A 25,721-nucleotide genomic window follows, 5' to 3' on the forward strand; every position below is an offset into this window, starting at 1 on the left:
GTTTGAAGATGAAAGTGACTGTTGACCAAGATGTTTGCGCCTCGTCCGGGAACTGCGTCATGAATGCGCCCGAAGTGTTCGACCAGCGCGATGACGACGGCGTGGTCGTCCTACTCAATCCCAGTCCTACGGCCGACCAGGCCGAAGGTGCGAGGCGGGCGGCGGCCGCCTGTCCCGCCCTGGCCATCCACATCGAGGAATAGAGATGTCAGACATTCTGACGAGTGCCACCACAGAGCAGACCGCCGACATTCCGGACTATCCGATGGCCAGGGAGCCGCGCTGCCCGTTCGCCCCGCCGCCGGACGTCATGGCGCTGGCCGAGTCCCGGCCGCTGTCTCGGGTGCGGATCTGGGATGGCAGTACGCCGTGGCTCATCACCGGCTACGAGCAAGTGCGCGAGCTGTTCTCGGATTCGCGGGTCAGCGTCGACGACCGGGTGCCCGGCTTCCCGCACTGGAACGAAGGCATGTTGTCGACCGTGCACAAGCGGCCCCGGTCGGTGTTCACCTCCGATGGTGAGGAGCACACCCGGTTCCGGCGGATGCTGTCCAAGCCCTTCACGTTCCGGCGGGTGGAGGGTCTGCGCCCGACGATCCAGCAGATCACCGACGACCACATCGACACGATGCTGGCCGGCCCGCAGCCCGCGGATGTCGTTGCCGCCATTGCGCTTCCGGTTCCGTCGCTGGTGATCAGCCAATTGCTGGGCGTGCCTTACGAGGACGCCGAGATGTTCCAGCACCACGCCAACGTCGGCCTCGCGCGCTTTGCCGCCGCCGAGGACACCATGAAGGGCGCGATGAGCCTGCACAAGTACCTGGCTCAGCTGGTGGAAGCCAAGATGGAAAACCCTGCGGAAGACGCGGTTTCCGACCTCGCCGAGCGGGTCAAGGCCGGCGAGCTCAGTGTCAAGGAAGCCGCGCAGCTGGGCACCGGATTGCTGATCGCCGGGCACGAGACGACCGCGAACATGATCGGGCTCGGAGTGCTTGCGCTGCTGGAGAATCCGGACCAGGCCGCCGTCATCCGCGATGCCGAGGACCCGAAGATTCTCGCCAACGCGGTGGAGGAATTGCTGCGCTACCTCAGCATCATCCAAAACGGACAGCGCCGCGTCGCCGTGGAAGACATTCATATCGGTGGCGAGACCATTCGTGCCAACGAGGGCATCATCATCGACCTGGCACCGGCCAACTGGGACGCGCAGGCCTTCGCCGAACCCGATCGCCTGTACCTGCATCGCTCGGGAGCCGATCGCAATGTGGCCTTCGGATACGGCCGCCACCAGTGCGTGGGCCAGCAGTTGGCGCGGGCGGAACTGCAGATCGTGTTCCAGACCCTGCTGCGCCGCGTCCCGACGATGGAACTGGCCGTGCCGATCGAAGAAGTCCCGTTCAAGCACGACCGCCTCGCCTACGGCGTCTACGAACTGCCGGTGACCTGGTAGCCCAGCTCGCTGCCTTTGAAAAACTGCCGACAACAGCGGATCCGAATGGAGGGTCAACGATGACGACTCAAGCAAGCACGCTCTACCCGCCCGGAGGCTATGGCGCTCCGAAGGACCGGCGCGGCCACGCCGCCGGCAGCGATGTGGGCCTGCCCGCGGGGACCGTGGTCTTCTCGGCGGACAACCACATCTCGCTCGCCGATGACATCTTCTACCAACGCTTCCCGGAAGACCTGAAGGACAAGGCACCGCGGATCTGGTACGAGGAGGGCGCCTACCAGGTCGGCCGCAAGGGACAGTCGTTCCTGCCGGGTGATTTCAGCGCGGTCCTGATGCAGTACGACGACCTGCCCGGCGCCGCCAGCACCAACATCGAGGCCCGGATTCAGGAATTGCATGACGACGGGGTCGAGAAGGAACTGGCTTTTCCCAACGCGGTGCTGGCGCTGTTCCACTACCCGGACAAGCAACTTCGCGAGCTCGCCTTCCGCATCTACAACGAATACATCGCTGAGTTGCAGGAGCGCTCCGGCGGCCACTTCTACGGTGCGGGCCTGATCAACTGGTGGGACCCTCGGGGGACCCGCAAGACCCTCGAAGAGCTGAAGTCCCTGGGACTCAAGACGTTCCTACTGCCGCTCAACCCGGGCAAGGACGACGAGGGCAACATCATCGACTACGGCAGTACCGCGATGAAACCGGTCTGGGACGAGATCGAGGCCGCCGGCCTGCCGGTGACCCACCACATCGGCGAGACCCCGCCGAAGACCCCGTGTCAGTTCAACAGCGTGGTGGTCGGCATGATGATCAACGTCGACGGCTTCCGCGAGCAGTTCGCCAAGTATCTCTTCACCGGAATTCTCGACGATCATCCCGGGCTGCGGATCGGCTGGTTCGAGGGCGGAATCGCCTGGGTGCCATGGGCTTTGCAGGACGCCGAGCACCTGGTCGCGTCCTATCAGCACATGTTCAACCGGCCGCTGCAGCACGATGTGCGCTACTACTGGGACACCCACATGAGCGCGTCGTTCATGGTCGACCCCCTGGGCCTGCAGCTGATCGACCAGATCGGGGTGGACAGGGTGATGTGGTCCAGCGACTACCCGCACAACGAAAGCACCTATGGCTACTCGGAGAAGTCGCTGAAGGCCGTTGTCGACGCCGTCGGTCCGGCGAACGCGAAGAAGATCGTCAGCGACAACATCACAACGTTCTTGGGCCTGTAGTGAAGACGCTCGCGGACCTGGGCACCAGCAGAGGCAACGGACTGGTGATTCCCGAAACACCCGACCTGGCGCGCCTGCGCCGCGAGACGGGAGCGCGGCTGCGGTCGGCGATGACCGAACGCGGCGTCGACGCGATGATCCTGCTCGGCAACAACGCCGTCGTCTACGCCACCGGCGCCAGTTGGCCACTGGGCGACGCCGGACTGTCCTATGTCGAGCGCCCGGTGGCCGTGGTGCTCGCCGACGACGAGTGGCCGCACCTGTTCCTCCCGTTCCGGGAGGGGGCCGCACAGGAGTCGGATCTGCCCGCCGACCACCTGCACGGGCCGGTCTATCTCGAATTCGACGAGGGCGTGGCCCATTTCGCGCGGACACTCGCCGAGCTGATCCCGGCCAAATCGGTGGTCGCTGTCGACGAATGCACGGGGGCGATGTCGCGCGCCGCGAACGTCCTGTTCCCGAACGGGGCCCCCGTCGACGCCGCGGCCGTCGTCAGCGCGGCCAAGTCGGTCAAGACCCCGGACGAATTGTCGTGCATGCGCACCGCCATCCGGATCACCGACGAGGCCATGGTCGAGGTGCAGAAGCGGCTGGCGCCCGGGATACGTCAGATCGATTTGTCGGCAAGCTTTTTGCGACGCGCCTTCGAGCTGGGCGCCACGGCCAGCATGCTCGAACCGATCTGGCAGGTGATGCCGCCCAGCAAGGCCGAGGGCGTGTGGACCACGCACGGCGACCTGGCGTTGCCGCTGCTGAGCACCGAGCGCGAGCTGGCCGAGGGCGACGTGCTGTGGACCGACGTCAGCATCACCTACCAGGGCTACTGCTCGGACTTCGGACGCACCTGGATCGTCGGGCGGGACCCCTCCCCGCGCCAACAGGCGCAGTTCGACAGCTGGTTCGAGATCATGACCGCCGTCCTGGGTGTCGCCAAGGCCGGCGCCACCGCGGCGGACCTCGGCCGGGCCGCGATCAAGGCCAACGGCGGCACCAAGCCCTGGCTGCCGCACTTCTACCTGGGCCACGGCATCGGCGTCAATGCCGCCGAAATGCCGATGATCGGAACGGATCTCGGCCAGGAGTTCGACGAGAATTTCGTCCTTCAATCCGGGATGGTGCTGGTTTTGGAGCCCGTGGTGTGGGAGGACGGCACCGGCGGCTACCGCAGCGAAGAGGTCCTGGTGATCACCGAGGAAGGCTGGATCCGTTTGACCGACTACCCCTATGACCCCTATGGGAACTGAAGTCCTGCCCGACGAGCGCGCGCTGCGCTCGGGGCGTCGCCAGCGGGCGCTCGACCAGATGGCCGCGCACGACCTCGATGTCCTGGTCCTCGGCCGGCAAGCCAATGTCCGTTACGTCACCGGCGCGCCGCAGCTTTGGGTCGCCGGCACCCGGCCGTTCGGTCCGACCTGTGTGGTGGTGCGGGAGACAGGTGCCGTGCACCTCCTCAGCACGTGGGACGAGGGCGTGCCCGACGACATCCCCCACGAGAACCTCTACGGCATCTCGTGGAACCCGGTGAACACCATGTCGGCGCTGCAGCGCATCGACGGCGCGGCCGATGCACAGCGGGTCGGAACCGACGCGCTCTCACCGGTTTTCGCGCAGCTGCTGCCGACCGCATTCCCCAACGCCCAGCTGATCGACGGCGAGCTCGCGATGCGGGCCGCACGCCGCGTCAAGACGGCGGAAGAGATCGCCGCGGTGCGGGAGTCCGTCGCGGTGGCCGAATCGGCCCTGGCGGCCGCGGTCGCGGAATTGCGGCCCGGGGTGAGCGAACAAGCGCTGGCCGGCGTCGTGTTGGAGGCCTCGGCGGCCGGCGGCGTGAGCACGCCGTCGAATCAAGACGTCGCGTGGGCGACCTCGCGCACGCACCCGTGGCGGCGCGCCGACGGCGGTGACCGTGTTCAAGGCCGCATCCAGGACGGCGATCTGGTGGCGTTCTCCGCGGGAGTCCTGGCCGGCGGGTACGTCGGCGAGGTGGGACGCACCTGGCCGGCCGGCAAGAAGCAGGTTCCCGGCGGCGCCGCGGCCCTCTATCGGCGCTGGGACAGCCTGTGGGACAGGCTGATCGGGGCCTGTCGGCCCGGCGCCGGCGCGGCCGAGCTGATGGCCGCGTACCACGCCGCGGGGGAGCCGGACCCACCGATGCCGGTCGCCCGTGGCCTGGGCATGGGGTTCGACCCACCCGTCGTCTCCAAGCATCTGCCCGCCACCGCGGCCGGCGAACGTCTGGAACCGGGGATGGTGCTCGCCGTGACGGGTTATGTCTGGGAAGAAGGAGTCGGCGCGGTATTCGGGCGAGAAGCGGTCCTGATCACCGCCGACGGTCCGGAAGTGCTCACCGCCAGCCCGTTCTGGCAGCCCTAGCCATGACCGATCCCGCAGAGCCACCGGCCGACGAGATCATCCGGTACGACAAAGACGCCGAGACGCGGATCGCCACGATCACGTTCGACCGCCCGGATTACCTCAACGCGCCGACGATCGCCGCGCGCCTGCGCTACGCGGATTTGTTGCACCGCGCCGGCATTGACGACGACGTCAAGGTCCTGGTGGTCCGCGGAGCCGGCGACGACCTCGGCTCGGGTGCGGACCTGGTCGAGGTGATGCGGGTCCGTGCCGCGGCCGACCAAGGGCCGCGGCTCGCCGAATACCGGATCGGTGCCCAGGAGGTCAGGCACCCGCCGGAGGGCTCGTTTCGCAACGGCGCCACGCTCGGTCAGTGGTATGCCAATCCGAATTCCGGCATCCGCGGCCTGCAGGATTTCAAGAAGATCAGCATCCTCGAAGCCAAGGGCTACTGCTACGGCTGGCACTTCTACCAGGCCGCCGACGCGGACCTGGTGATCGCCAGCGACGACGCCCTGTTCGGGCATCCGTCGTTCCGGTATTACGGCTGGGGTCCCCGCATGTGGTGGTGGGCGCAGACCATGGGCATCCGCAAATTCCAGGAAATGGTGTTCACCGGACGGGCTTTCACCGCCGCCGAGATGTACGACTGCAACTTCCTCAACAGCGTGGTGCCCAGGGACCAACTCGAGGCGGAGGTCGAGAAGTACGCCTTGGCCTGCGCCCGCAACCGCCCCACCGACACCGTCTTCATGCAGAAGGTCTTCTTCGAGATCATGAAGCAGTTCCAGGGCGAGTATCTGGGCAGCATGCTCAGCGGTGTCTTCGAGTCGATGGGCGCCATGGTGCGCCCGGATGTCGGTGACGAACTGACGCTCGCTGACGCCATGGAACAGGGGCTGGGCGATGCGGTCAAAGACAACGACGGCAAGTTTCCCGCCGAGTGGCGCCTGAGCAAGAAAGCCCGCAAAAAAGCCAAAGCGAAGAAAAAGAACTCGTGACGCCATCCCGGGTCGAACCGCCACTGAACGGCTATACGGTGATCGATCTGTCCACCGGCATAGCGGGCGCCTACTGCACCAAGTTGCTCTGCGACGGTGGCGCCGATGTCGTGAAAGTCGAGCCGCCGCAAGGAGATCCGCTGCGCAAATGGTCTGCCTCGGGAGTGCCCATCGCGCCCGGCGACGACGGCGCGTTGTTCGGCTTCCTGGCCGGTGCAAAACACAGCGTCATCGCCGACCCCTCCGACGAGGACGACGCCGAGCTGGTGAACCGGCTCCTGGCCTCCGCGGACGCGGTGGTCTGGTCCGCCGGTTCGAACGTGGCCGAGCACCCGGCCTTCGCGCCGCGCGCCATCCACCGGCGGCACCCGCAGCTGACCGTCACGGCGATCACGCCGTTCGGGCTGGAAGGCCCCTGGCGTGACCGCGCCGCAACGGAATTCACGCTGCAGGCGTGGTCGGGAGGAATCGTCGGGCTCGGCCGCGGCGAGCAGGAACGCCCGCCCGTCTTCGTCGGCGGTCAGGTCGGCGAGTACCTGGCCGGAGCCTACGCGAGCGCGGCCACCCTGGCGTCGCGATGGCGCCGCTTCGACGGCGGGCCAGGGGAACTGCTGGACCTGTCGATGCTCGAGACGCAGATCCTGTGTCTCACCTATTACCCGGTGTCGTACTTCGAGGTGCTCGGGCGGCCGTGGCGGGACATGCGACGGCCGACGATTCCGGGCGTGGCTCAGGCGAAAGACGGACTGGTGGACCTCGGCTGCGGGACCGCGCAGCAGTGGTTCGACTTGTGCGCGATGGTGGGCCACCCGGAGTGGATCGACGAGGAATCGCCGCTGTCGATCACGGAGCAGGCCAACATCCACGCCGAGGAGCTCTTCGACTGGCTGGCCCACACCACGGTCGCCGAAATCCGGGAACTCGCTTCGGCGTTCCGCATTCCCAACGCGCCGGTAGCCAACGGCGCCAACGTCACGTCGTTCGATCAGTTCGTGGAACGCGGTTCGTTCGTCCGCAATCCGCGCGACGGCTACCAGCAGCCGGGTCACCCCTACCGGATGCGGCCGGCGCAGTTGCGCGGACCGCGCCCGGCGCCGCGGTTGGGGGCGCACACCGAGCATTACCGGGCCGCGAACCTCCCCGCCCGGCCTACTCCGACGGGCGTAGCAAAAGCACTGCCACTCAGCGGCATTCGAGTGCTGGACATGACGACATTCTGGGCGGGACCCTGCGCCACGCACTTTCTGGCGATGCTCGGCGCCGAGGTCATCCACGTCGAATCGACGCGACGGCCGGACGGCACGCGGCTGATCGCCGGCGTGCCGGTCACCGAGGAGCAATGGTGGGAGAAGTCGCCGATCTTCGAGGCGCTGAACACCAACAAGAAGGGTCTGACGCTGGACCTGCAGAGCCCGCGCGGCAGGGAGTTGTTGCGCCGGCTCATCGCCACCTGCGACGTCGTCGTGGAAAACTTCACCCCCCGGGTGCTGGACCAGATCGGGCTGGATTTCGCCACCGTTCAATCGATTCGGCCCGACGTGGTGATGGTGCGGATGCCCGGCTTCGGCCTCGAAGGGCCATGGCGTGACAATCCCGCCTTCGCCTACGTCATCGAAGCCGCCTCCGGAGTCAGTTGGCTCACCGGCTACCCGGACCGCACACCCTATGACCCGTATTCGATCGGTGACCCCAATGCCGGTGTGCACGCGGCCAACGCCCTGCTACTGGCGCTGGAGCATCGCCGCCGAACGGGCGAGGGCGTGTTCGTCGAAGCGGCAATGGTCGATGCGGCCCTGAGCATCTCGGCCGAGCAGGTCCTCGAGTACTCGGCGTACGGGGCGCTGCTCGAGCGCGCCGGCAACCGTGGACCGGCGGCCGCACCTCAGAACCTCTACCTCAGCGCGGATATCGACGAATTCGGCCGGCTCGACAGCTGGGTCGCCATCGCCGTGGCCACCGACGATCAGTGGGCGAAGCTGTGTCGCGCCATCGGATCACCCTCCTGGGCAACGGATCCCGGGCTGACGACGCACGCCGGCCGCAGTGAGCACCACGATCTGATCGACGAACAACTCGCAGCCTGGTGCCAACGGCGCAGCCGCGACGAGATCGTCGCAACCCTCTGGGACGCCGGAGTGCCGGTGGCCAAGGTCATGCAACCGCATCGTCAAACCGAGCTGGAGCAGTTGGCGTTCCGCGGCTTCTTCGAAGAGGTCGACCACCCGGTCAACGGTCCGGCTAGGCTCAGCACCGTGCCGATGAGATGCTCAGCAGGGCCCGACAAGTTCCACACCGAGCACGCGCCGCTGCTCGGGCAGCACAACCGCGAGCTGCTGGCCGGGCTCGGGTTGTCCGACGCCGAGATCGCCGGCCTGGAATCCGACGGTGTCATCGGCCGCGCGCCGGCGATGCACGGCTGATCGACGATGGCGATCGACCCCTCGAACATCCTGCTGACCGGCCGCGTCGCGGTGGTGACCGGCGGGGGCGCGGGCATCGGCCGCGGCATCGCGGCCGGAATGACGGCTTTCGGCGCTCGGGTGGCGATCTGGGAGCGCGACCCCCAAACCTGCGCACAGGCAGCCGAATCCATCGGCGGCCTGGGGATCGTCACCGATGTCCGAGACGGCGGCCAGGTGGATGCCGCGCTGGAACGCACCATCGCGGAACTGGGCACGCCGACGATCCTGGTGAACAACGCCGGCGGCGTGTTCTCCTCGCCGTTGCTGGAAACGAGCGAAAACGGTTGGGACGCGCTCTATCGCGCCAACCTGCGCCACGTGCTGCTGTGCAGCCAGCGCGTCGCCCGGAAGATGGTGTCCGAGGGCCTGTCCGGCAGCATCGTCTCGCTGACCTCGATCGAGGGCGTGCGCGCGGCGCCGGGCTACGCCGCCTACGCGGCCGCCAAGGCCGGTGTCATCAACTACACCAAGACCGCGGCGCTGGAGTTGGCGCCGCACGCGATCCGGGTCAACGCGATAGCCCCGGACATCACGCTCACCGAGGGGCTCGCGCAGCTCGGCGGCGAGGCCGCGACGAGCGCCATGCGCGACATGGTGCCGCTGGGCCGTCCCGGCCATGTCGACGAAATCGCCAGCGCGGCAGTATTTCTGGCCTCCGACATGGCGGCCTATCTGACCGGCCAGACGCTGCACATCGACGGCGGCACCCAGGCCTCCAGCGGGTGGTATCACGACCCGCGGACCGGCGACTACCGGCTGGGCCCGTCGACCTAGTGCGTCCAGCCCTCGGCGGCCTGTTCGTCGAAGGTCCGGTCGATGCGCTCGAACCTGCGGCGGATGGACGCCCGGGCCGCCGCGTGCGGCAGGATGTACAGCCGGTTGGCCAGGATCGCATCGGCGGTCAGCCGCGCGACATCGTCGGCGCTGACGCTCTCGTCCTGGGTGGGCAACGTCCCGAACGCGCCCTCGGGACTGGCCGACAGCCCGTAGTCCGCGCCCCGGATTCGCTCGGAATTGGAGACCAGCTTGGTTTCCACGACCATCGGGCACAACACCGATACGCCAATGCCATTGGCCTTGACCTCACGCGCCAGTGTCTCGGCGAGTCCGACGACACCGTATTTGGCGACGCCGTACGTCCCCAGACCGGCGTTGGGCACCAACCCGGCGAAGGACGCGGTGAAGGCGATGTGCCCGCCGCTGCCCTGTTCGATCAACCTGGGCACGAAGGCCTCGACGGCATGGATCGATCCCCATAGGTCGATGTCGATCACCCAGCGCCAGTCGTCGTGGTTCATCTGGCCGATCGGCCCCGCGACGACGATGCCGGCATTGCTGAAAACGACGTCGACGCTGCCGAGCAACCGGAAGGCTTCGTCGGCGAGGTGAACCATCTCGTCGAGATTCCGGACGTCGCAGACCACTCCGTGCGCGTCGAAACCCTCGCCGCGCAGCCGGTTCACCGCCTGTTCCAGCGCGGGTTGATCGACGTCGGAGAGCACCAGGCGGGCGCCGCGATGGGCGAATTCGGTGGCCGTGGCCAGGCCGATGCCGCTGGCACCGCCGGTGACCACGGCCCCGCGGCCGTCGAAGCCAGACAGAAATCCGTCCATGGGACGGAACTCTATTTCAGGCAGCTACCCGCGTCGATCGGCAGGGTCACACCGGTGATGTAGCGCGCCTCGTCCGAGGCGAAGAACAGCACGGCGTTGCTGATGTCGATCGGCTCGACCCACGGGATCGGCAGCGTGTGGAACAGCTGACAGATCGGTGCCATGTCGTCGGGGCCCGGGTTCTCCAGGTCCGGCCGGAACATCTTGAACGTGCCCTCGTTGTGCAGCATGGGGGTCTTGACGTGCGTGGGGTGCACGGAGTTGACGCGAATCATGTGCTGTCCCAATTCAACTCCGAAGGCGCGCATGAGCCCGACGACACCGTGTTTGGCCGCGACGTAGTGGCCGGTGTGGGGGTAGGCCTTGAGCCCTCCGACCGAGCTGGTCAGGATGATGGATCCGCCGCGACCGCCGGCCAGAAGATGGGGCACACCGGCTTTCACGGTTTTCCACACCCCGGCCAGGTTGATGTCGATCATCTCGGTCCAGTCTTCTTCGCTGGTCTTGTCCAAAGTCTCTCCGCCGTTGCCGATTCCGGCGTTGGCCACGATGATGTCGAGCCGGCCGAGTTGCTCGACGCCGCTGTCGACCGCCGCCTTGAGCGCGTCGTAATCGCGCACGTCGACTTCGGCCGTGAAGATCCTGCGGTTGTGCCCCTTGACCAGGTCGGCGGTCTCGGCGAGGTCCTCGGGCGTCGACGCCGGGATCGCGGTGTCCAGCACGCCCTCGCGGATGGGCTTGCAGATGTCGACGGCGATGATGTCGGCGCCCTCCTCCGCCAATCGCACCGCATGGCTGCGGCCCTGACCGCGCGCCGCTCCGGTGACCAAGGCGACTTTGCCCTCAACACGTCCGGTCATGGCTACCTCAACTCCTGACTTGATCTGATCGGCTCGCCTGCGCGGAGAACAATCGCGTCCCCGGATCGTGGGTCTTGCCGCTTTTGAACTCTGTCATTCGGCCAACACGGGTGTCAATGGCGAATCCGTTTCGGCCATTTGTGGTTCTAGATATTAGAGAATCTCATTCTCACGGGCAAACGGCGTGCGCTATCTGCTCAGCTCCGGAGTGAGGAAGATTACGGCCCGTGGGGGCGTGCTACGCGACGAAACCGCGCGAGCAGAAGTCCCATACCTCTTCTGCGGTGATGGGGTGGGTCGTCGCGTCGTCGGGGCCGCCGCTGGACTGCGCGATGAACATCACCGTCTGCATGGTCATGGCGGCCACGCGCTTGGGATTGATGGTGTTACGCAACTTGCCGGCATCGTGAGCCGCGTCCATCAGTTCCGTCAGCAACGCCAGGAGCGGAGCATGCGCGACCTTGACCTCGGCCGGATGCGTCACCAGCAGCCGCGGAGCAAAGTCGGTGAACAGCGGGCGCTTGGCGGTCGGATCCGGGCGCGAGGCCTCGTACAGCAGTTGCACGGCGACCTGCAGCCGCTCCAGCGGATCCGTGTGGCTTTCCGTGGCGGCGCGGATCTGGTCGGCCGAGCGGCTCAGCGCGTCTTCGAACAGCGCCAGCAACAGCTCGTGCTTGCCGTCGAACTGCAGGTAGAAGCTGCGCAGCGACTGGCGGGAGCGGTCGACGACCTCCTGGACGGTAAAGTCGGTGCTGCCCTTTTCGATGATGATGGCCTGGGCGGCGTCGAGGAAGCGCTGAACACGTTGCGCCGCACGCAGTTTCGCCGTCTTGATGGACCGCTCGACAGCGCGTTGCTTCCAGGCCGGCTCTTCGCTGGGACTGGTCACGGCCGACTCAGGTGATTGCCGCGCTGGGAGAACATGGTTGGACTCTACCGGAGAACGCCGTGACATCGCTGCGCTCGACCCCCTCACGGATCACGTGTCGGAGATTGTAACTTTCTTACCACGAGAATACTATTCTCTTAGACGTGTGTATGGAAGCGTAATCGCAAGAGTGAACCGCGCCGCTGGCGGAAAGCGTGATCTACCGGCGGCGCGATTGCGCTCAGGACCATTTCGGGAAGTGCCGTGCAGCTGACGTTTGACGCCGACGTGGAGGCGTTCCGCGCCGAATTCATCGCGTTCCTCGATGAACATCTGCCTTCCGAGGCCGAGGCACTCGACCGGCCGCGGTCGAGTTCGGACATCCCTACGTGGGCCCGCCGTTGGCAACGCCTGCTGTTCGACAGCGGATGGCTACTGCCCGGCAACCCGCCCGAGTTCGGCGGGCGCAACGCGACGCTGCTGCAGCAATACGTGTACCAAGAAGAGTTGTCACGACGGCGGATCTATCAAAGCTTCAACCCGCAGGGCGTGGGCATCATCGCGGCGTCGTTGTTGACGTTCGGCACCCCCGAACAGAAGCAGCGCTGGGCGGTGCCGATCCTGCGGGCGGAGATCACCGCGTCACTGGGCATGAGCGAACCGGGCGCGGGATCCGACCTCGCGTCGCTGAAAACCCGTGCGGTGCTTGACGGCGACCACTTCGTCGTCAACGGGCAGAAGGTGTGGACATCGGGCGCCCATCACGCCGACGTGCTGTTGACGTTCGTGCGCACCGATCCGGGCGCCCCAAAGCACAAGGGCATCAGCGCGTTACTGATTCCGACCGACACCCCCGGTGTGGTCCGCCGTCCATTCGCGTCGATGGGCGACATCGAAGACGTCGACTTCAACGAGGTCTTCTTCACCGACGCGCGGGTGCCGGCCGAGAACCTGGTGGGGGAGCTCGACGCGGGCTGGCGCGTGGCGACCGGTTCGCTCGGTCACGAACGCGCGATGCTGTGGCTGGATTACGCAGACATGTTGCACGCGCTGACCGTCGAGTCCAGGCCCGCGGGGCCCGTCCAGCGGGATCGCTACGCGACGCTGGTGATGGATTTCTACGCGATGCGACTGCTCGGGTCGGCGACGCTGGCCAAAGCCGCGCGCGGCGAAGAGGACGTGCCGGCCCAGTCGGTGCTCAAACTGCTGGGATCGGAGGCAATGCAACGCGCCTGCGAAGACGCGCTGGGCGCCAAGGGCGGGGAGGGACTGGCGTTGCACGGGGTCACCGCCCCGTTCGCCCCACTCAACCTGGACAGCCACTACGGCGCCTGGTTCGACCGGTACGCGCGCACGTTCGCCGCGACCATCGCCGGCGGCACCTCGGAAATTCAGCGCAACATCATCGCCGAACGCGTGCTGGGGCTCCCGCGGAATTGATCCGCGCGTCAGTGCCTGGCGACGTCCAGCCTGGCGTAATAGCCGATGGCGACGAGACCGACCAGTATCGCGATCACGCCTAAAACCATTCCCGCCAACGCGGTTCGGGGATTGTTCGCCTCCCCGCGGGCGACGCGCCGCCGGGCGACGTCGCCCGTCACCACCGCCGCGATACCGAACGGCACCCCCAGCATCATCCAACACGTGATGAGCCCGACCAGGCCCAGCAGCAGCGAGGCGACGCCGGCCTCGTTGCGCGGTGCGTCGGGGTGACTCATTGCGTCCCATCCTTATGGTGTCGGGACGAGTCTACGTGGACGCCGCCGAGAAGAGGCCCGCCGATCGGCACCGCGCGGGCCGATCCGTCACAGCTGGGCAAGCCGTGGGGCGGAACCCGTTGTCACCAAAGCTCTTCCGGCCTCGCGGGTGAGTTCTCGCGCGCTTCCCAGCAGTCCGTCGAGAATGAGCGAACGCTTGATGTGGTGGTGCAGCGGGTGTTCGGCCGTGAATCCGACACCGCCGAGCACCTGCTGGCAGTGCCGCGCGGCGGTCAGCGCCGCCTGGCCGGCCGCGGCTTTGGCCAGCAGTGCGGCCAGCCCCTCGTCGTCGCACTCGGTGGCCGCCTGCAGCGTCGCCTCGGCGCCCTCGATGGCCACCAGCGTCTCGGCCAGACGGTGTCGGATCGCCTGGAAGGAGCTGATGTGGCGACCGAACTGAACGCGGTCCAGGGCATGTTGACGGGCCAGCGAGAGCATGGCGCGGCTGGTGCCGACCAGCCACCAGCCAAGGGCGCGCCATCCCGCGTGCAGCGCGGCCGACGGCAATGGATCGCCTTGCGGCACAGGGTGTATGGGAAGCAGCTCGTCGATCGCAGCGTCGGACTCGTCGCGACGCTCCCACAGCACCCAGGACCCGCCGGCGAACGGCAGCGGAAGCGCGCCCCCGGGCGCATCACCGGCCGCGCACAGCAGCACATCGTTGAGCACGGGCGCGTGCGAGCCGGTCTCGCCGAGCAGCCTGAAGACCAACGGTATTGCGGCGTCGGGCATTTCCTCGAGCATGTCGCGCCAGCCGAGGTCGGTCAGTGCGGCGTCGAGCTTGGCTCCGGAGGCGGCGCCCATCGTCGTCCGCAGCGAGTCGGCCAGCAGCCGCAGCGATTCGGGGTCTGACTCGGTGTCCGGCGAAGGCGTCACGGTCACTCCTTCCCGAGGTCGAGCAATCGGCGGGCGATGATATTGCGCTGGATCTCGGCGGTACCGCCATAGATCGTCGCCGCGCGCGAGTACAGGTACTCCGAACGCCACGGTGTGTCTTCGAGTTCGAGCTTCCCCGGCAACAGGTCATGGACGGTGTCGTAGAGCCGCTGCTCGGCGGCGGCCAACAACACCTTGTCGATGGAGGTGTCCGGGCCCAGGCGGGCCCCGTCGCGCATCCGGTGCTGGGTGGCGCGCGAACGGCAGCGCAGGGTGTGCAGCGCCAGATAGGCTCCGCCCAGCGCGGATTCGTCGGGCTCACCGATCTCGGATGCCTCGGCGATCAGGTCGTCGAACCGGGAGTAGAGGTAGGCGATTCGCTGCCAGAAGCACGAGGAACGCTCATAGGGCAGCAGGTCCATGGCGAGCCGCCAGCCGTCCCCGGGCCGGCCGAGCATCCTGCTCGCCGGAATCACCACGTCGTCGTAGTACACCTCGCAGAATTCGTCGACGCCGTGCATCGTGCGCAGTGGCCGGATGGTGATGCCGGGGGTGTCGAGGTCGACGAAGAAGGCGGTGATGCCGTCGTGGCCGGGCGCGGTGCGGGTGAGCAGGACGCACCGCGTCGAAAACTGCGCGAAGCTGGTCCACACCTTTTGTCCGTTGACGATCCAGTTGTCGCCCTGCTGGGTTGCGCGAGTGGTCAGCGACGCGAGGTCACTGCCGGATCCCGGTTCGGAAAAGCCCTGACACCATTGCTCTTCGCCGCTCAGCAGCCGCGGCACCATCTCCGCGGCGAGCTCCGGGGGCGCGTAGTCGATCATGGTGGGTGCCAGCACCTCGAGCATCGAGTACGGGCCGGGTTCGGCCAGCCGACGGCCCACCACTTCTTCGCCGACGACCGCCCGCAGCACCGCCGGACCGCCCAATCCGCCGACTTTCTCCGGCCAGCCGTAGCGCATCCAATCGGCGTCGTAGAGCGCGCGACTGACCCGGGCGAACTGCTGCATATGGCCCTGCAGCGAGTGGTCGGGCCCGGGTGTCAGATCGTTGTCGTCGAGCCACGCGCGCAGGTCCGCCCGGAACTGCTCGACATTCACCGCACTGTCGATTGGTTGGCTCCTTAGGTCGTTGCCTGGGACGCCGAGTCACCGGCGGGACGCCCGATGGCGTGCGGGCGCCCGGAATCGTGCACACCGCTGCGGCGGATGAACGTCATCGCGCGGGTCTTGAGGCGCCATCCGTCGGCGGTTCGCACATAGGTGTCGCGATAGTAGCCGATCCGCATGTCGTGACTGGAGTGGTCGATGAAGCACAGCGGTTGGGTCCCGCTGGCCGCGTCACCGTCGAGATCGACCACCGCAGTCCCGGTGAGGAACAAGCCCTTTGGGGCCGCCGCCACCAGCTCCGGGAATCGACTCAGGCTGTAGGTTTCGCCGAACGCGCTATAGGTTCCGTCCGGGGTGAAGACAGCGACGAGACCGTCGATGTCTTGCTGGGTGATGGTCACCGCATAGCGGCCGAGCAGTTGCTGGATCTCGACGAGGTCGTCGGTTTTGGTTGGGCCGCCTTCAGGCTGACCGGGGGTCGACATAGACCTTGCCACCTTTCATCACGAAGCTGACGTTTTGGGTAACGGTGATGTCCTCCAACGGATTTCCCGGCACCGCGATGATATCGGCGAGCTGGCCCGTCGCGAGGCGCCCCCGGTCGGTCTTGTTGATAAGCTCGGCCGCGGTGGTGGTGGCCGCGCGCAGCACCGCCAAAGGCGGCAAACCCCACTCCACCAGCGTGACGAGTTCGTCGGCGTTCTTGCCGTGCGGTATCGCCGGCGCGTCGGTGCCGACCGCGATCTTCACGCCGGCCTCATAGGCGGCCCTGACCGACGTCTTCGCCTTCGGGAACATCTCGGCGGCCTTGTCCTGCAACTCCTTCGGCGCGCGGGACACGTCCATCGCCTCGGCGAGCCTGCGGGTGGTCACCAGGAACCGGTCGTTGTCGACCAGCATCTGGATGGCCTCGTCGTCCATGAGGAAGCCGTGTTCGATGCAGTCGATACCGCACGCGACCGCGTGCTTGACCGCTTCCGCCCCGTGCGTGTGCGCGGCGACGCGCAGCCCGCGCCGGTGCGCCTCGTCGACGATCGCGCACAGTTCCTCGTCCGAATAGTGTTGTGCGCCGGCCTCGCCGGTCAACGACATCACGCCGCCCGAAACGCACACCTTGATCAATGCGGCGCCGTGTTTGATCTGGTATCGCACCGCCTTGCGGATCTCGTCGATGCCGTTGGCGATGCCCTCTTCGACCGTGAGCTCGAGTGCGCCCGGCATGAACGCGGCGAACATCGTCGGGTCCAGGTGCCCGCCGGTGGGCGTGATCGCGTGACCGGCCGGGACGATTCGGGGCCCCTCGATCCAGCCCGCGTCAATCGCCCTGCCCAGCGCGACATCCAGCAGGTATCCGCCGGTCTTGACGAACAGGCCGAGGTTGCGCACGGTGGTGAACCCGGCGCGCAGCGTGCGTCGGGCGTTGCCGACCGCGCGCAGCACCCGCGTCGGTGGGTCGTCCTGCACTTGGGACAGCCCGGGCGTCTCGCCGCGCCCGCCCATCAAGAGGTTGACCTCCATGTCCATCAACCCGGGCAGCAGTATCTGGTCGCCGAGATCGATGAGCTCGCCTTCCGGCTCGCCCCCCACACCGACGATCCGGCCACCCTCGATCCGCACGATGCCGGGCCGAAGGATCTCGCCGCTGTCAACGTCGAGAAGCCCGGCGGCCTTGAGGGTCAGCACGAGTCAGATCACCGGTTCCCGAAGCACTTCAACCCACGCCGCGCCGCTGTCCGGGACGCGCGGCTGCTTCCACGCCTCGATCGGGAACGACACCATCACCAACGATTGCATCATGTGCATCAGGGTCTTTGCGTCATCCGGCAGGTCGTCCAGCGGAAACTTGTCGCAGTACGCGATCACGTCGTTCAGCAACGGGAACGCGACGTCGTAGAACTCCTGCATCTCAGCCATCGTCGAGGCCAGCCGTTTGGCGTAGCGCTCGGGCTCGGTGGCCAGGTCCCAATCCAAATAGGGCTCGAGGGCGGCGAATTCAGACGGTAGCGCCATTGCGCTGGTACTCCTTCACGTAGTCATTGGTCGTCTTGTGCAGATGACGGATCAAGACTTCCTGGTCGCACAACAGGAACTCCTTGACGGCCCGGGTGCCGATCATGGTCTGGGTCGCTTCCAGGGTGTTGGCGTCCTGCAGCGCATACTCCTTGAACGTCACGGCCGCCAACTCCTGGGCGAGGCGTTCCCGCGCGTTGCGCGGCGGGACGAAATACAGGGTGGACTCGAAGATGTGCTTGTCCACCGCGGTCGGCCAGTAGTGGTAGGTCAGGTACCAGCCGGGCTCCCAGATCAGCAGCATGAAGTTCGGGTAGAAGAGCCACGAGTCGATGCCCCACTGCGGCACCCGCTTGACGTTGACACCCGCAGGCAGCTCGAGCTTTTCGATGATCTCCGGCTTGTCCCATGGACCGAACAACCCGCTGCGCAACACCTGGTCCATCGGCTTGACCATGGACATGTCCTCCGGCGGTGCCTGACCACCCCACGTCGACTGCAGGTTGTGCGGGCCGGCCAATTCGTAGTGCAGCGCCTCGTAGCCGAACTTCTGGATCTTGGCGGCTTCTTCCTTGGTGTACTGACCCTGGTGCAGGATCGGCGCGTGGTAGAACTCGACGAACGCGTCGATGAACAGCTTCCAGTTGCTGCCGACTTCGGCCCGGTACGAGTAGGTCTCGGTCATCTCGCCGAAGGGGTAGCCCTCGATGCTCTTGGCCAGCGGCCCGAGGTAGTCGGTGAGCGGCGCCGCGTTGTCATCGAAGTTGATGAAGATGAAACCTTCCCACACCTCGCAGCGGACGGGCGCCAGCCCGTAGTCGCCCTTGTCGACGTTGAAGAACTCTTCTTCCTGCTGGATGAAGGTCAGGTCACCGTCGAGGTTGTAACGCCAGGCGTGGTACTTGCAGGTGAACTGCCGGCAGGTGCCGGACGTCTCCTCGTTCGGAAAGTCGTTCCACACCAGTTTGTTTCCGCGGTGGCGGCAGACGTTGTGGTAGGCCTTGACCGACCCGTCCTTGGTCTTGACGATGATCACCGACGTCCCCTTGCCGGCCGACGGCAGTTCCCTGGTGAAGTAGCTGCCGGTGCGGGGGAGCCGGTTGACCCTTCCGACGTTGAGCCACATTCGCCGGAAGACCGCGTCGCGCTCGGCTTCGAAGAATGCGGGATCGATCGAGTCGGTGTAGTCGACCGGTTCGGTGCCCAGATCGGGGTAGTTTTCTGTCCAGCTGCCGGCGGCTGGCTTGGGGAAGTGCGGCAACGTTCTTACTCCTCTTATTCGACGTTGTTAGCGGCTGTGGTGGCGTGTTCGGGCTGGACGCCAAAAGTGTTGAAGGCCATGGCCAGCAGCGCATAGCAGCCGACCGTGAAGACAAAGTCCATGCGTTGCTGGTCGTTGAGGCGCTCGCCCAACGTCGCCCACGTGTGGTCGGACAATTCCGATTTCTCGTCGAGCTCGTCGACCCCGATGATGACCGCTTGGTCGAACGCGTCGAGTCCCTCCCCACGCTGCACCGCCGCGATCTGGTCCTCGGTGACCCCTTCTTCCTTGGCCATGCGTACGTGGTGGGACCACTCGTAGGCGGACTGTCGGCGATGGGCCACCCGCAGGATGGCCAGTTCGCGGATGCGAGGCGGCAGCGTGGACGACGTCAGCAGGTGGACATTGAAGCGAAGGAACGCCTTGGCCAGGGCCGGGTGGTGGGCCAGCGTCGACAGCGCGTTGTTGGTGTCCGCTTCACGCATGGCCGAGAGTGCCTGCTGGGTAGCCTCGTCCCACTGATCGGCGGGGAGCGGCCGCAAGCGCATTAGCAGTGTCCTCTCGGTGAAAGAGAATCATATTCTCATTTGCAACTAACAGACTGGCACGAAACGTGCGCCCGGTCAATGCCGGCGTGTCGCCCGAGTACAGGTGCGGTCATCGCCTGGTCTACGCGGTGGTCGGGATGGCCGCCGTACCGAACAACGGGCGGCGCGGCCCGCCGCGGCGTCAGGCCGGGTCCTACCTCATGGCATCGCCGGTCGGCGGCGGGAAATTCCTCCCTTTCCTTCGGTCGCTGGTCAGGCGGGTGCGGGCCGGCTCAGCAACCGATGGATGTTGATTCTCGCCTGGCGAGAAGATAGTTTTCATTTTAGTGATCTTGGCACGGGACAGCGATTCGCCGAGTCCGTGATCGATTCGGTGGAACCGACGGAAGGGACGGCCATGAACAAAGAGGACATGATCCTGATCAGCGTCGACGACCACACGGTCGAGCCGCCCGACATGTTCAAGAACCATCTGTCGAAGAAGTACCAGGACGATGCGCCCCGGCTGGTGCACAACGCCGACGGCTCGGACATGTGGAAGTTCCGCGACACCGTGATCCCCAACGTGGCCCTCAACGCGGTGGCCGGCCGGCCGAAGGAGGAGTACGGCATCGAGCCGACCGGGCTCGACGAGATCCGGCCAGGTTGTTACAACGTGGACGAGCGCGTCAAGGACATGAACGCCGGCGGCATCCTGGCCTCGATCTGCTTCCCGTCGTTCCCCGGCTTTGCCGGGCGCCTGTTCGCCACCGACGACAACGACTTCTCGATCGCGCTGGTGCAGGCCTACAACGACTGGCACATCGACGAGTGGTGCGGCGCCTACCCGGCGCGGTTCATCCCGATGGCGATACCGGTCATCTGGGACGCCGAGGCGTGCGCCGCCGAGGTGCGCCGGGTGTCCAAGAAGGGTGTGCACGCGCTGACCTTCACCGAGAACCCCGCCGCGATGGGCTATCCCAGCTTCCATGACGAATACTGGAACCCCCTGTGGAAAGCCTTGGTGGACACGGACACCGTGATGAACGTGCACATCGGTTCCTCAGGGCGGCTGGCCATCACCGCGCCGGACGCGCCGATGGACGTGATGATCACGCTGCAGCCGATGAACATCGTGCAGGCCGCCGCCGACCTGCTGTGGTCCAGGCCGATCAAGGAATACCCGGACCTCAAGATCGCGCTGTCCGAGGGCGGAACGGGCTGGATTCCCTACTTCCTGGAGCGCGCGGACCGCACCTTCGAGATGCACTCCGCCTGGACGCACCAGGACTTCAAGGGCAAGCTGCCCAGCGAGGTGTTCCGCGACCACTTCCTGACCTGCTTCATCAGCGACAAGGTCGGCGTGGCGCTGCGCAACATGATCGGCATCGACAACATCTGCTGGGAGGCCGACTACCCGCACAGCGACTCGATGTGGCCGGGTGCGCCCGAAGAGCTGTGGGATGTCTTGTCCCTCAACAACGTTCCCGACGACGAGATCAACAAGATGACCTACGAGAACGCCATGCGCTGGTACTCGTTCGACCCGTTCACCCACATTTCGCGGGAGCAGGCGACCGTCGGTGCGTTGCGCAAAGCCGCCGAGGGGCACGACGTGTCAATCAAGGCCCAGGGCCACGATAAGGACAGCCGAGGCGGCTCGTCCTTCGCGGATTTCGCGGCCAACGCCAAAGCCCTTTCCGGCAACAAGGACTGACCTGGCGAGCGGACGCAGAATCGCACTGTTCGGGCGGAATTCGTGCGATTCTGCGTCTTCTCGCGCTGAGGACGAGGAGTGCCACCAGTGGGTGGAATGAACTTTGAATTGACCGAGGACCAGGAACTGATCCGTCGGTCGGTCGCGGAGTTGGCGCGCAAGTTCGACGACCAGTACTGGATGGAAAAGGACCAGGCGCACGAATTCCCGACCGAGTTCTACCGCGCCATCGCCGATGGCGGCTGGCTGGGAATGACCATCCCCACCGAATACGGCGGCCACGGCCTCGGGATCACCGAAGCGACCATCCTGCTCGAGGAAGTCGCCAAGTCCGGCGGCGCCATGAACGCCGCCAGCTCGATCCACCTGTCCATCTTCGGCATGCAGCCCGTGGTGGTGCACGGCTCCGATGACCTCAAGGCCCGGACGCTGCCCGCGGTCGCGACCGGAGAGGTACACGTGTGCTTCGGCGTGACCGAACCCGGTGCGGGGCTTGATACTTCCCGCATCACCACGTTCGCCAAGCGCGATGGCGATCGCTATATCGTCAACGGTCGCAAGGTGTGGATCTCCAAAGCGATGGAATCCGACAAGATCCTGTTGCTGACCCGGACCCAAAGCTATGACGAGGTCACCAAGAAGACCGACGGGATGACGCTGTTCCTCACCGACCTCGACCGGAGCCGGGTCGACATCCGTCCGATCCGCAAGATGGGCCGCAACGCCGTCAGCTCCAACGAGCTGTTCATCGACAACCTCGAGGTGCCGGTCGAGGACCGGGTGGGTGAGGAGGGCAAGGGATTTCAGTACATCCTCGATGGCTTGAACCCGGAGCGGATGCTGATCGCCGCCGAGGCCCTCGGTATCGGCCGGGTGGCGCTCGAGAAGGCGGTGAAATACGGCAACGAGCGCGAGGTCTTCGGCCGGCCGATCGGGATGAACCAGGGCCTGCAGTTCCCGCTCGCCGATTCCCTGGCCCGGCTCGATGCCGCCGAGCTGATGCTGCGCAAGGCCACCTGGCTGTACGACAACGGCAAACCCTGTGGGCGCGAGGCCAATACGGCCAAGTACCTGTGCGCCGATGCCGGCTTCACCGCCGCGGACCGCGCGCTGCAAACCCACGGCGGCATGGGTTACGCCGAGGAGTACCACATCACCCGCTACTTCCGTGAGGCCCGGCTGATGAAGATCGCGCCGGTCAGCCAGGAGATGATCCTGAATTTCCTGGGAGCCAACGTTTTGAAGCTGCCGAGGAGCTACTGATGCCGGTCGGCTGCCGCCGGTTGACGGCGGCGTGGTGATGTGACGCGCGTTCGACACCGATGACCACGAACGACGAACCGTTGTTGCTGTCGCAAGACCGCGACGGCGTGCGCACACTCACCCTCAACCGGCCACGGCGCAAGAACGCGATCAACCCGCAATTGTGGGTCGCCCTGCGCGACGCGCTCGACGCCGCCGGTCACGATCCTGGCGTGCGCACGCTCGTGCTCACCGGTTCCGGGGGCAGCTTCTGCTCGGGGGCCGACATCTCGGTGCCCGATGACATCCATCCGAAATACAAGTTGCAGCGCCTGACCGACGTGGCGCTGGCGTTGCACGAGCTATCGATTCCGACGATCGCCAAGGTGACCGGTGTGGCCGTCGGGGCCGGTTGGAATCTCGCGCTGGGCTGCGACCTGGTGGTCGCGACCCCGGAATCGACGTTCTGTCAGATCTTTTCGAAGCGTGGTCTGTCGATCGACCTCGGTGGCTCCTGGCTGCTGCCCAAAATCGTTGGCCTGCAACAGGCGAAGCGCCTCGCATTGCTCGCGGACACGATCGATGCCGAGGAGGCGTGCGCGCTGAACCTGGTGACCTGGGTGGTGTCGGCCGCGGAGATCGACGCCTTCGTCACGGATCTCGCCGATCGGCTGGCCGCCGGCCCCCCGATCGCGCTCGCCCACACCAAGGCGCTGCTGAACGAGGGCGCCGACCGCACCTTGCGCGACGCGCTGGCCAGCGAGGCCCGCGCGCAGGGAGTCAACTTCGCCACCGCGGACACCGCGGCGGCCTATGCCGCTTTCGCGCAGCGGCGGGAGCCGTCGTTTACTGGTCGATGGGCCCTAACAAAATCCGGGGTGGAACCGGATTCGGGCGAGAAACAATCGGAGTAGAGATATGCGTGAAACAGTCATCGTCGAGGCCGTGCGCACCCCGGTCGGGAAGCGTAACGGCGCACTTGCGGGCATGCACGCCGCCGACCTGTCCGCGATCGTCCTCAACGAACTCGCCGAACGCACCGGCATCGGGCCCGAGATCATCGACGACGTGGTGTGGGGCTGTGTCTCCCAGGTGGGCGACCAGTCCAGCAACATCGGCCGCTACGCGGTGCTGGCCGCCGGCTGGCCGGAAAGCATCCCCGGGACCACCGTCAACCGCGCCTGCGGCTCCAGCCAGCAGGCGCTGGACTTCGCCGTGCAGGCGGTGATGTCGGGCCAGCAGGATGTCGTGGTGGCCGGCGGTGTCGAGGTCATGAGCCGCGTCCCCCTCGGCTCGGCGCGCGCCTCGGGCATGCCTTATGGCCCGAAAGTGCTTGCCCGCTATGACGATTTCTCCTTCAACCAAGGCCTCTCGGCGGAGATGATCGCCAAAAAGTGGGGCTTCTCCCGCACCCGCCTCGACGAGTACAGCGCCGAGTCCCACGAGCGGGCGGCCGCGGCCCAGGACGGCGGCGCGTTCACCGACCAGATCGTGCCGGTGTTCGTCGACGGCGCCGAGAACAACGTCGTGGCCGCCGACGAGGGGGTGCGGCGCGGAAGCAGCGCGGAGAAGCTCGCCGCGCTCAAGCCGGCCTTCACCGAGGACGGCGTGATCCATGCCGGCAATTCCTCGCAGATCTCCGACGGTGCGGCCGCGTTGCTGGTGACCACCGCCGAGATGGCCGTCGAACTGGGTCTGACCCCGATTGTGCGGTACGTGGCGGGCGCGGTCACCGGGGCGGACCCGGTGCTCATGCTCACCGGCCCCATTCCCGCGACCGAGAAGGTGCTGAGCAAGGCCGGCGTCGCGCTGTCCGACGTCGGTGTGTTCGAGGTCAACGAGGCGTTCGCGCCGGTCCCGCTGGCGTGGCTGGCGGAAACCGGGGCGGACCCAGCCCGGATGAATCCGCTGGGCGGCGCGATCGCGCTGGGGCACCCGCTGGGCGCTTCGGGAGCCGTGCTGATGACCCGCATGACGCATCACATGCGCGACAACGGGATTCGGTACGGGCTGCAGACCATGTGCGAGGGCGGCGGGACCGCCAACGCGACGCTGGTCGAGCTCGTCCGCTAGCGGCGACCCGGCTCACGAAAAAGACACCCCGGTGACCCTTGTCACAGCGGCCCAACTAACCTACTGTGTGTTCACTAGGTTGGTTCAGCCGCCAATCGCACCCGTTTGCTCCAGGGAGTCCAGTTGGCCGTCGCACGGCGCTACGACACGCTTCTCGCCAAGGGGGAGGACCGCAAACAGCGGATCCTCGACGTCGCCCAACGCCTCCTGACCCGTAACGGCTGGCGCAGCACGACGCTCGCGCAGATCGCCGGCGAGGCCGGGGTGACCCCCGCGGGCCTGCTGCATCACTTCGAATCGAAGGAGCAGCTGCTGCACGCCGTGCTCGATGCGCGCGACCTCGACGACGACACCCACGCCGACCGAACCGGCGACCTGTTCGACCAGATCACCCAGGTCGCCGACCGGTTCCACCGCGCCCCCGAGCTGGTGGGCACCTTCACGGTGCTCCTGGTGGAGAACATCCTCCCCGAGGCGCCGCTGCACGACCGGATGCTGGCCCGGCACCGCGCCGCGACCGACATCGTCGCCGATCTCATCCGTCGCGGTCAGGCCGATGGCCGGTACCGCGACGACATCGACCCCGCCGTCAAGGCAGTGGAAATCCTCGCCTTCGTCCACGGAATGGAAACCACATGGTTGCTCGATCCTTCGATACCGCTCCCCGAGGTGTTCAAGCAGTACGCCGAGACACTGGCGCGGGACTTCGCGCCCACGAAGAAACCCGCGACGCCATGAGATACCGGCTCGACGTCGTCGCCGCCACCGTCATCGACGTGGTGCGCTTCGCCGGCGGCTGGATCTTCGACCGGTCGATGGCGGGATGGGACGTCACCGTGCTGGTCGCGGACCACCCCGACGTCCGGCCCTTGCAGATCGTCGGCGCCCGGGTGCTCGACCTCGAGGACGCCCTGACGTCGGTGCAGTCGCGTCCCCGACCGCAGGCCCTGGCCGCCGCGGCCGACCTGTTCGGCTGCGATCCGCGGGTGCGTCAGGGCGTGCTGCAGGCCCTCGATCACGGCGTCACCGAGGTCACGCTGTGGGGGGAGAACTGGCCGTCCGAACTCGACGAAAGCGTCGGACTGGTGCAACACCAGCTGAGCATGGCCGCCCAGACGTTCAAGGCGCAGGCCCTGGCGGCCGCGTCGAATGCCGCGGGTGCCCCGCAGCTTCCCGTGGGGCACGTCGAGACCTTTCGGAGCGGTCTTTTGGCGTGGCCGTCGGTCGCCGCCGATCTGGTGCCCGCCAGCTGATTCGGCGTGCCGGGGCCCGCACGACGGCTCGACGTGCCGCCCGTCTCGGCGCGCGGACGGG

General features: G+C 66.6%; 25 protein-coding genes and 2 pseudogenes. 16 read left to right on the forward strand and 11 right to left on the reverse strand.

Annotated features, from left to right (window positions below; all coding sequences use genetic code 11):
* Nucleotides 1–8: 8 nt before the first annotated feature.
* From OCQ_RS03800 to OCQ_RS03835, 8 genes are all read left to right on the forward strand, one after another.
* On the forward strand, nt 9–203 hold the full coding sequence (locus OCQ_RS03800) for a ferredoxin (protein ID WP_026071472.1): 195 nt from the start codon (nt 9–11) through the stop codon (nt 201–203).
* A 2-nt stretch (nt 204–205) separates the two neighbouring features.
* Nucleotides 206–1,450 carry a cytochrome P450 gene (locus OCQ_RS03805; RefSeq protein WP_009952196.1) on the forward strand — a complete coding sequence of 415 codons (1,245 nt, stop codon included), beginning with the start codon at nt 206–208 and terminating at the stop codon, nt 1,448–1,450.
* Between the two features lie 164 nt (nt 1,451–1,614).
* Nucleotides 1,615–2,676, forward strand: coding sequence for an amidohydrolase family protein (locus OCQ_RS03810; protein ID WP_026071473.1), 1,062 nt, complete (start codon nt 1,615–1,617; stop codon nt 2,674–2,676).
* Nucleotides 2,676–3,920 (forward strand): M24 family metallopeptidase, encoded by a 1,245-nt coding sequence (locus OCQ_RS03815; RefSeq protein WP_014383841.1) that lies wholly within the window; start codon nt 2,676–2,678, stop codon nt 3,918–3,920. The genes OCQ_RS03810 and OCQ_RS03815 overlap by 1 nt, the downstream gene beginning before the upstream one ends.
* Nucleotides 3,910–5,049, forward strand: a complete 1,140-nt coding sequence (locus OCQ_RS03820; RefSeq protein WP_014379162.1) for a M24 family metallopeptidase — start codon at nt 3,910–3,912, stop codon at nt 5,047–5,049. The genes OCQ_RS03815 and OCQ_RS03820 overlap by 11 nt, the downstream gene beginning before the upstream one ends.
* Nucleotides 5,050–5,051: 2 nt before the next feature.
* Nucleotides 5,052–6,032 carry an enoyl-CoA hydratase/isomerase family protein gene (locus tag OCQ_RS03825; protein ID WP_009952191.1) on the forward strand — a complete coding sequence of 327 codons (981 nt, stop codon included), beginning with the start codon at nt 5,052–5,054 and terminating at the stop codon, nt 6,030–6,032.
* Entirely contained in the window at nt 6,029–8,452 is a 2,424-nt protein-coding gene (locus OCQ_RS03830) for a CaiB/BaiF CoA transferase family protein (protein ID WP_036458227.1), read from the forward strand. The genes OCQ_RS03825 and OCQ_RS03830 overlap by 4 nt, the downstream gene beginning before the upstream one ends.
* Nucleotides 8,453–8,458: 6 nt before the next feature.
* Nucleotides 8,459–9,268 (forward strand): SDR family NAD(P)-dependent oxidoreductase, encoded by an 810-nt coding sequence (locus OCQ_RS03835; RefSeq protein ID WP_014383843.1) that lies wholly within the window; start codon nt 8,459–8,461, stop codon nt 9,266–9,268.
* On the opposite strand, the gene OCQ_RS03840 is transcribed toward OCQ_RS03835, so the two are convergent.
* The 3 genes from OCQ_RS03840 to OCQ_RS03850 all read right to left on the reverse strand — a co-directional run bounded on the left by OCQ_RS03840 (nt 9,265) and on the right by OCQ_RS03850 (nt 11,856).
* Complete coding sequence (locus tag OCQ_RS03840; protein WP_026071475.1) at nt 9,265–10,095, reverse strand: SDR family NAD(P)-dependent oxidoreductase; 831 nt, start codon at nt 10,093–10,095, stop codon at nt 9,265–9,267. The genes OCQ_RS03835 and OCQ_RS03840 overlap by 4 nt on opposite strands.
* A gap of 23 nt (nt 10,096–10,118) precedes the next feature.
* Entirely contained in the window at nt 10,119–10,967 is an 849-nt protein-coding gene (locus tag OCQ_RS03845) for a mycofactocin-coupled SDR family oxidoreductase (protein ID WP_014383844.1), read from the reverse strand.
* 238 nt (nt 10,968–11,205) lie between these two features.
* Nucleotides 11,206–11,856 carry a TetR/AcrR family transcriptional regulator gene (locus OCQ_RS03850; protein ID WP_008253652.1) on the reverse strand — a complete coding sequence of 217 codons (651 nt, stop codon included), beginning with the start codon at nt 11,854–11,856 and terminating at the stop codon, nt 11,206–11,208.
* A gap of 267 nt (nt 11,857–12,123) precedes the next feature.
* On the opposite strand from OCQ_RS03850, the pseudogene OCQ_RS27295 reads away from it, so the two are divergent.
* Together OCQ_RS27295 and OCQ_RS27300 are read left to right on the forward strand one after the other, a co-directional pair.
* A pseudogene (locus tag OCQ_RS27295) lies at nt 12,124–12,705 on the forward strand (acyl-CoA dehydrogenase family protein); the annotation flags it as partial.
* Nucleotides 12,706–12,864: 159 nt separating this feature from the next.
* Nucleotides 12,865–13,275 (forward strand): annotated as a pseudogene (locus OCQ_RS27300) (acyl-CoA dehydrogenase family protein); the annotation flags it as partial.
* An 8-nt stretch (nt 13,276–13,283) separates the two neighbouring features.
* On the opposite strand, the gene OCQ_RS03860 reads toward OCQ_RS27300, so the two are convergent.
* The 8 genes from OCQ_RS03860 to OCQ_RS03895 all read right to left on the reverse strand — a co-directional run bounded on the left by OCQ_RS03860 (nt 13,284) and on the right by OCQ_RS03895 (nt 19,396).
* Nucleotides 13,284–13,553 (reverse strand): DUF4190 domain-containing protein, encoded by a 270-nt coding sequence (locus tag OCQ_RS03860; RefSeq protein WP_008253654.1) that lies wholly within the window; start codon nt 13,551–13,553, stop codon nt 13,284–13,286.
* 87 nt (nt 13,554–13,640) lie between these two features.
* The gene (locus OCQ_RS03865; protein ID WP_014383845.1) at nt 13,641–14,474 is read right to left on the reverse strand and encodes an acyl-CoA dehydrogenase family protein; all 834 of its coding nucleotides are present in this window, start codon (nt 14,472–14,474) and stop codon (nt 13,641–13,643) included.
* Nucleotides 14,471–15,568 (reverse strand): acyl-CoA dehydrogenase family protein, encoded by a 1,098-nt coding sequence (locus OCQ_RS03870; RefSeq protein WP_014383846.1) that lies wholly within the window; start codon nt 15,566–15,568, stop codon nt 14,471–14,473. The genes OCQ_RS03865 and OCQ_RS03870 overlap by 4 nt, the downstream gene beginning before the upstream one ends.
* Nucleotides 15,569–15,591: 23 nt before the next feature.
* Entirely contained in the window at nt 15,592–16,062 is a 471-nt protein-coding gene (locus OCQ_RS03875) for a nuclear transport factor 2 family protein (RefSeq protein ID WP_014383847.1), read from the reverse strand.
* Nucleotides 16,040–17,260, reverse strand: a complete 1,221-nt coding sequence (locus OCQ_RS03880; protein WP_014383848.1) for a metal-dependent hydrolase family protein — start codon at nt 17,258–17,260, stop codon at nt 16,040–16,042. The genes OCQ_RS03875 and OCQ_RS03880 overlap by 23 nt, the downstream gene beginning before the upstream one ends.
* A 3-nt stretch (nt 17,261–17,263) precedes the next feature.
* Complete coding sequence (locus tag OCQ_RS03885; protein WP_009952176.1) at nt 17,264–17,587, reverse strand: hypothetical protein; 324 nt, start codon at nt 17,585–17,587, stop codon at nt 17,264–17,266.
* A complete protein-coding gene (locus OCQ_RS03890) occupies nt 17,571–18,848 on the reverse strand; it encodes an aromatic ring-hydroxylating oxygenase subunit alpha (RefSeq protein ID WP_009952175.1) in 1,278 nt (425 codons plus the stop codon). Before OCQ_RS03890 ends, OCQ_RS03885 begins: the two co-directional genes overlap by 17 nt.
* A 14-nt stretch (nt 18,849–18,862) precedes the next feature.
* Nucleotides 18,863–19,396 carry a carboxymuconolactone decarboxylase family protein gene (locus OCQ_RS03895; RefSeq protein WP_009952174.1) on the reverse strand — a complete coding sequence of 178 codons (534 nt, stop codon included), beginning with the start codon at nt 19,394–19,396 and terminating at the stop codon, nt 18,863–18,865.
* Between the two features lie 397 nt (nt 19,397–19,793).
* Between OCQ_RS03895 and OCQ_RS03900 the strand changes: the two genes are divergently transcribed.
* From OCQ_RS03900 to OCQ_RS03925, 6 genes are all read left to right on the forward strand, one after another.
* Entirely contained in the window at nt 19,794–21,092 is a 1,299-nt protein-coding gene (locus tag OCQ_RS03900) for an amidohydrolase family protein (RefSeq protein ID WP_008253666.1), read from the forward strand.
* Nucleotides 21,093–21,188: 96 nt separating this feature from the next.
* Nucleotides 21,189–22,355 carry an acyl-CoA dehydrogenase family protein gene (locus OCQ_RS03905; RefSeq protein ID WP_008253669.1) on the forward strand — a complete coding sequence of 389 codons (1,167 nt, stop codon included), beginning with the start codon at nt 21,189–21,191 and terminating at the stop codon, nt 22,353–22,355.
* Nucleotides 22,356–22,414: 59 nt separating this feature from the next.
* Nucleotides 22,415–23,248, forward strand: coding sequence for an enoyl-CoA hydratase/isomerase family protein (locus tag OCQ_RS03910; RefSeq protein ID WP_008253671.1), 834 nt, complete (start codon nt 22,415–22,417; stop codon nt 23,246–23,248).
* Nucleotides 23,249–23,252: 4 nt separating this feature from the next.
* Nucleotides 23,253–24,407, forward strand: a complete 1,155-nt coding sequence (locus OCQ_RS03915; RefSeq protein WP_008253676.1) for a thiolase family protein — start codon at nt 23,253–23,255, stop codon at nt 24,405–24,407.
* A gap of 123 nt (nt 24,408–24,530) precedes the next feature.
* Nucleotides 24,531–25,145 carry a TetR/AcrR family transcriptional regulator gene (locus tag OCQ_RS03920; RefSeq protein ID WP_008253677.1) on the forward strand — a complete coding sequence of 205 codons (615 nt, stop codon included), beginning with the start codon at nt 24,531–24,533 and terminating at the stop codon, nt 25,143–25,145.
* On the forward strand, nt 25,142–25,660 hold the full coding sequence (locus OCQ_RS03925; RefSeq protein ID WP_008253678.1) for a hypothetical protein: 519 nt from the start codon (nt 25,142–25,144) through the stop codon (nt 25,658–25,660). Before OCQ_RS03920 ends, OCQ_RS03925 begins: the two co-directional genes overlap by 4 nt.
* The last annotated feature ends 61 nt before the right edge of the window (nt 25,661–25,721 follow it).

Origin of the sequence: Mycobacterium paraintracellulare, assembly GCF_000276825.1 — a bacterium.
In the GTDB taxonomy this organism is placed as follows: domain Bacteria; phylum Actinomycetota; class Actinomycetes; order Mycobacteriales; family Mycobacteriaceae; genus Mycobacterium; species Mycobacterium intracellulare.

Bases quoted from the DNA above. Each gene is read 5' to 3' on its own strand.
- OCQ_RS03895 (WP_009952174.1), bottom strand. From the start codon at position 19,396: ATGCGCTTGCGGCCGCTCCCCGCCGATCAGTGGGACGAGGCTACCCAG.
- OCQ_RS03845 (WP_014383844.1), bottom strand. From the start codon at position 10,967: ATGACCGGACGTGTTGAGGGCAAAGTCGCCTTGGTCACCGGAGCGGCG.
- OCQ_RS03800 (WP_026071472.1), top strand. From the start codon at position 9: ATGAAAGTGACTGTTGACCAAGATGTTTGCGCCTCGTCCGGGAACTGC.
- OCQ_RS03885 (WP_009952176.1), bottom strand. From the start codon at position 17,587: ATGGCGCTACCGTCTGAATTCGCCGCCCTCGAGCCCTATTTGGATTGG.
- OCQ_RS03860 (WP_008253654.1), bottom strand. From the start codon at position 13,553: ATGAGTCACCCCGACGCACCGCGCAACGAGGCCGGCGTCGCCTCGCTG.
- OCQ_RS03910 (WP_008253671.1), top strand. From the start codon at position 22,415: ATGACCACGAACGACGAACCGTTGTTGCTGTCGCAAGACCGCGACGGC.
- OCQ_RS03875 (WP_014383847.1), bottom strand. From the start codon at position 16,062: ATGTCGACCCCCGGTCAGCCTGAAGGCGGCCCAACCAAAACCGACGAC.
- OCQ_RS03905 (WP_008253669.1), top strand. From the start codon at position 21,189: ATGAACTTTGAATTGACCGAGGACCAGGAACTGATCCGTCGGTCGGTC.
- OCQ_RS03900 (WP_008253666.1), top strand. From the start codon at position 19,794: ATGAACAAAGAGGACATGATCCTGATCAGCGTCGACGACCACACGGTC.
- OCQ_RS03915 (WP_008253676.1), top strand. From the start codon at position 23,253: ATGCGTGAAACAGTCATCGTCGAGGCCGTGCGCACCCCGGTCGGGAAG.
- OCQ_RS03835 (WP_014383843.1), top strand. From the start codon at position 8,459: ATGGCGATCGACCCCTCGAACATCCTGCTGACCGGCCGCGTCGCGGTG.
- OCQ_RS03925 (WP_008253678.1), top strand. From the start codon at position 25,142: ATGAGATACCGGCTCGACGTCGTCGCCGCCACCGTCATCGACGTGGTG.
- OCQ_RS03820 (WP_014379162.1), top strand. From the start codon at position 3,910: ATGGGAACTGAAGTCCTGCCCGACGAGCGCGCGCTGCGCTCGGGGCGT.
- OCQ_RS03825 (WP_009952191.1), top strand. From the start codon at position 5,052: ATGACCGATCCCGCAGAGCCACCGGCCGACGAGATCATCCGGTACGAC.
- OCQ_RS03805 (WP_009952196.1), top strand. From the start codon at position 206: ATGTCAGACATTCTGACGAGTGCCACCACAGAGCAGACCGCCGACATT.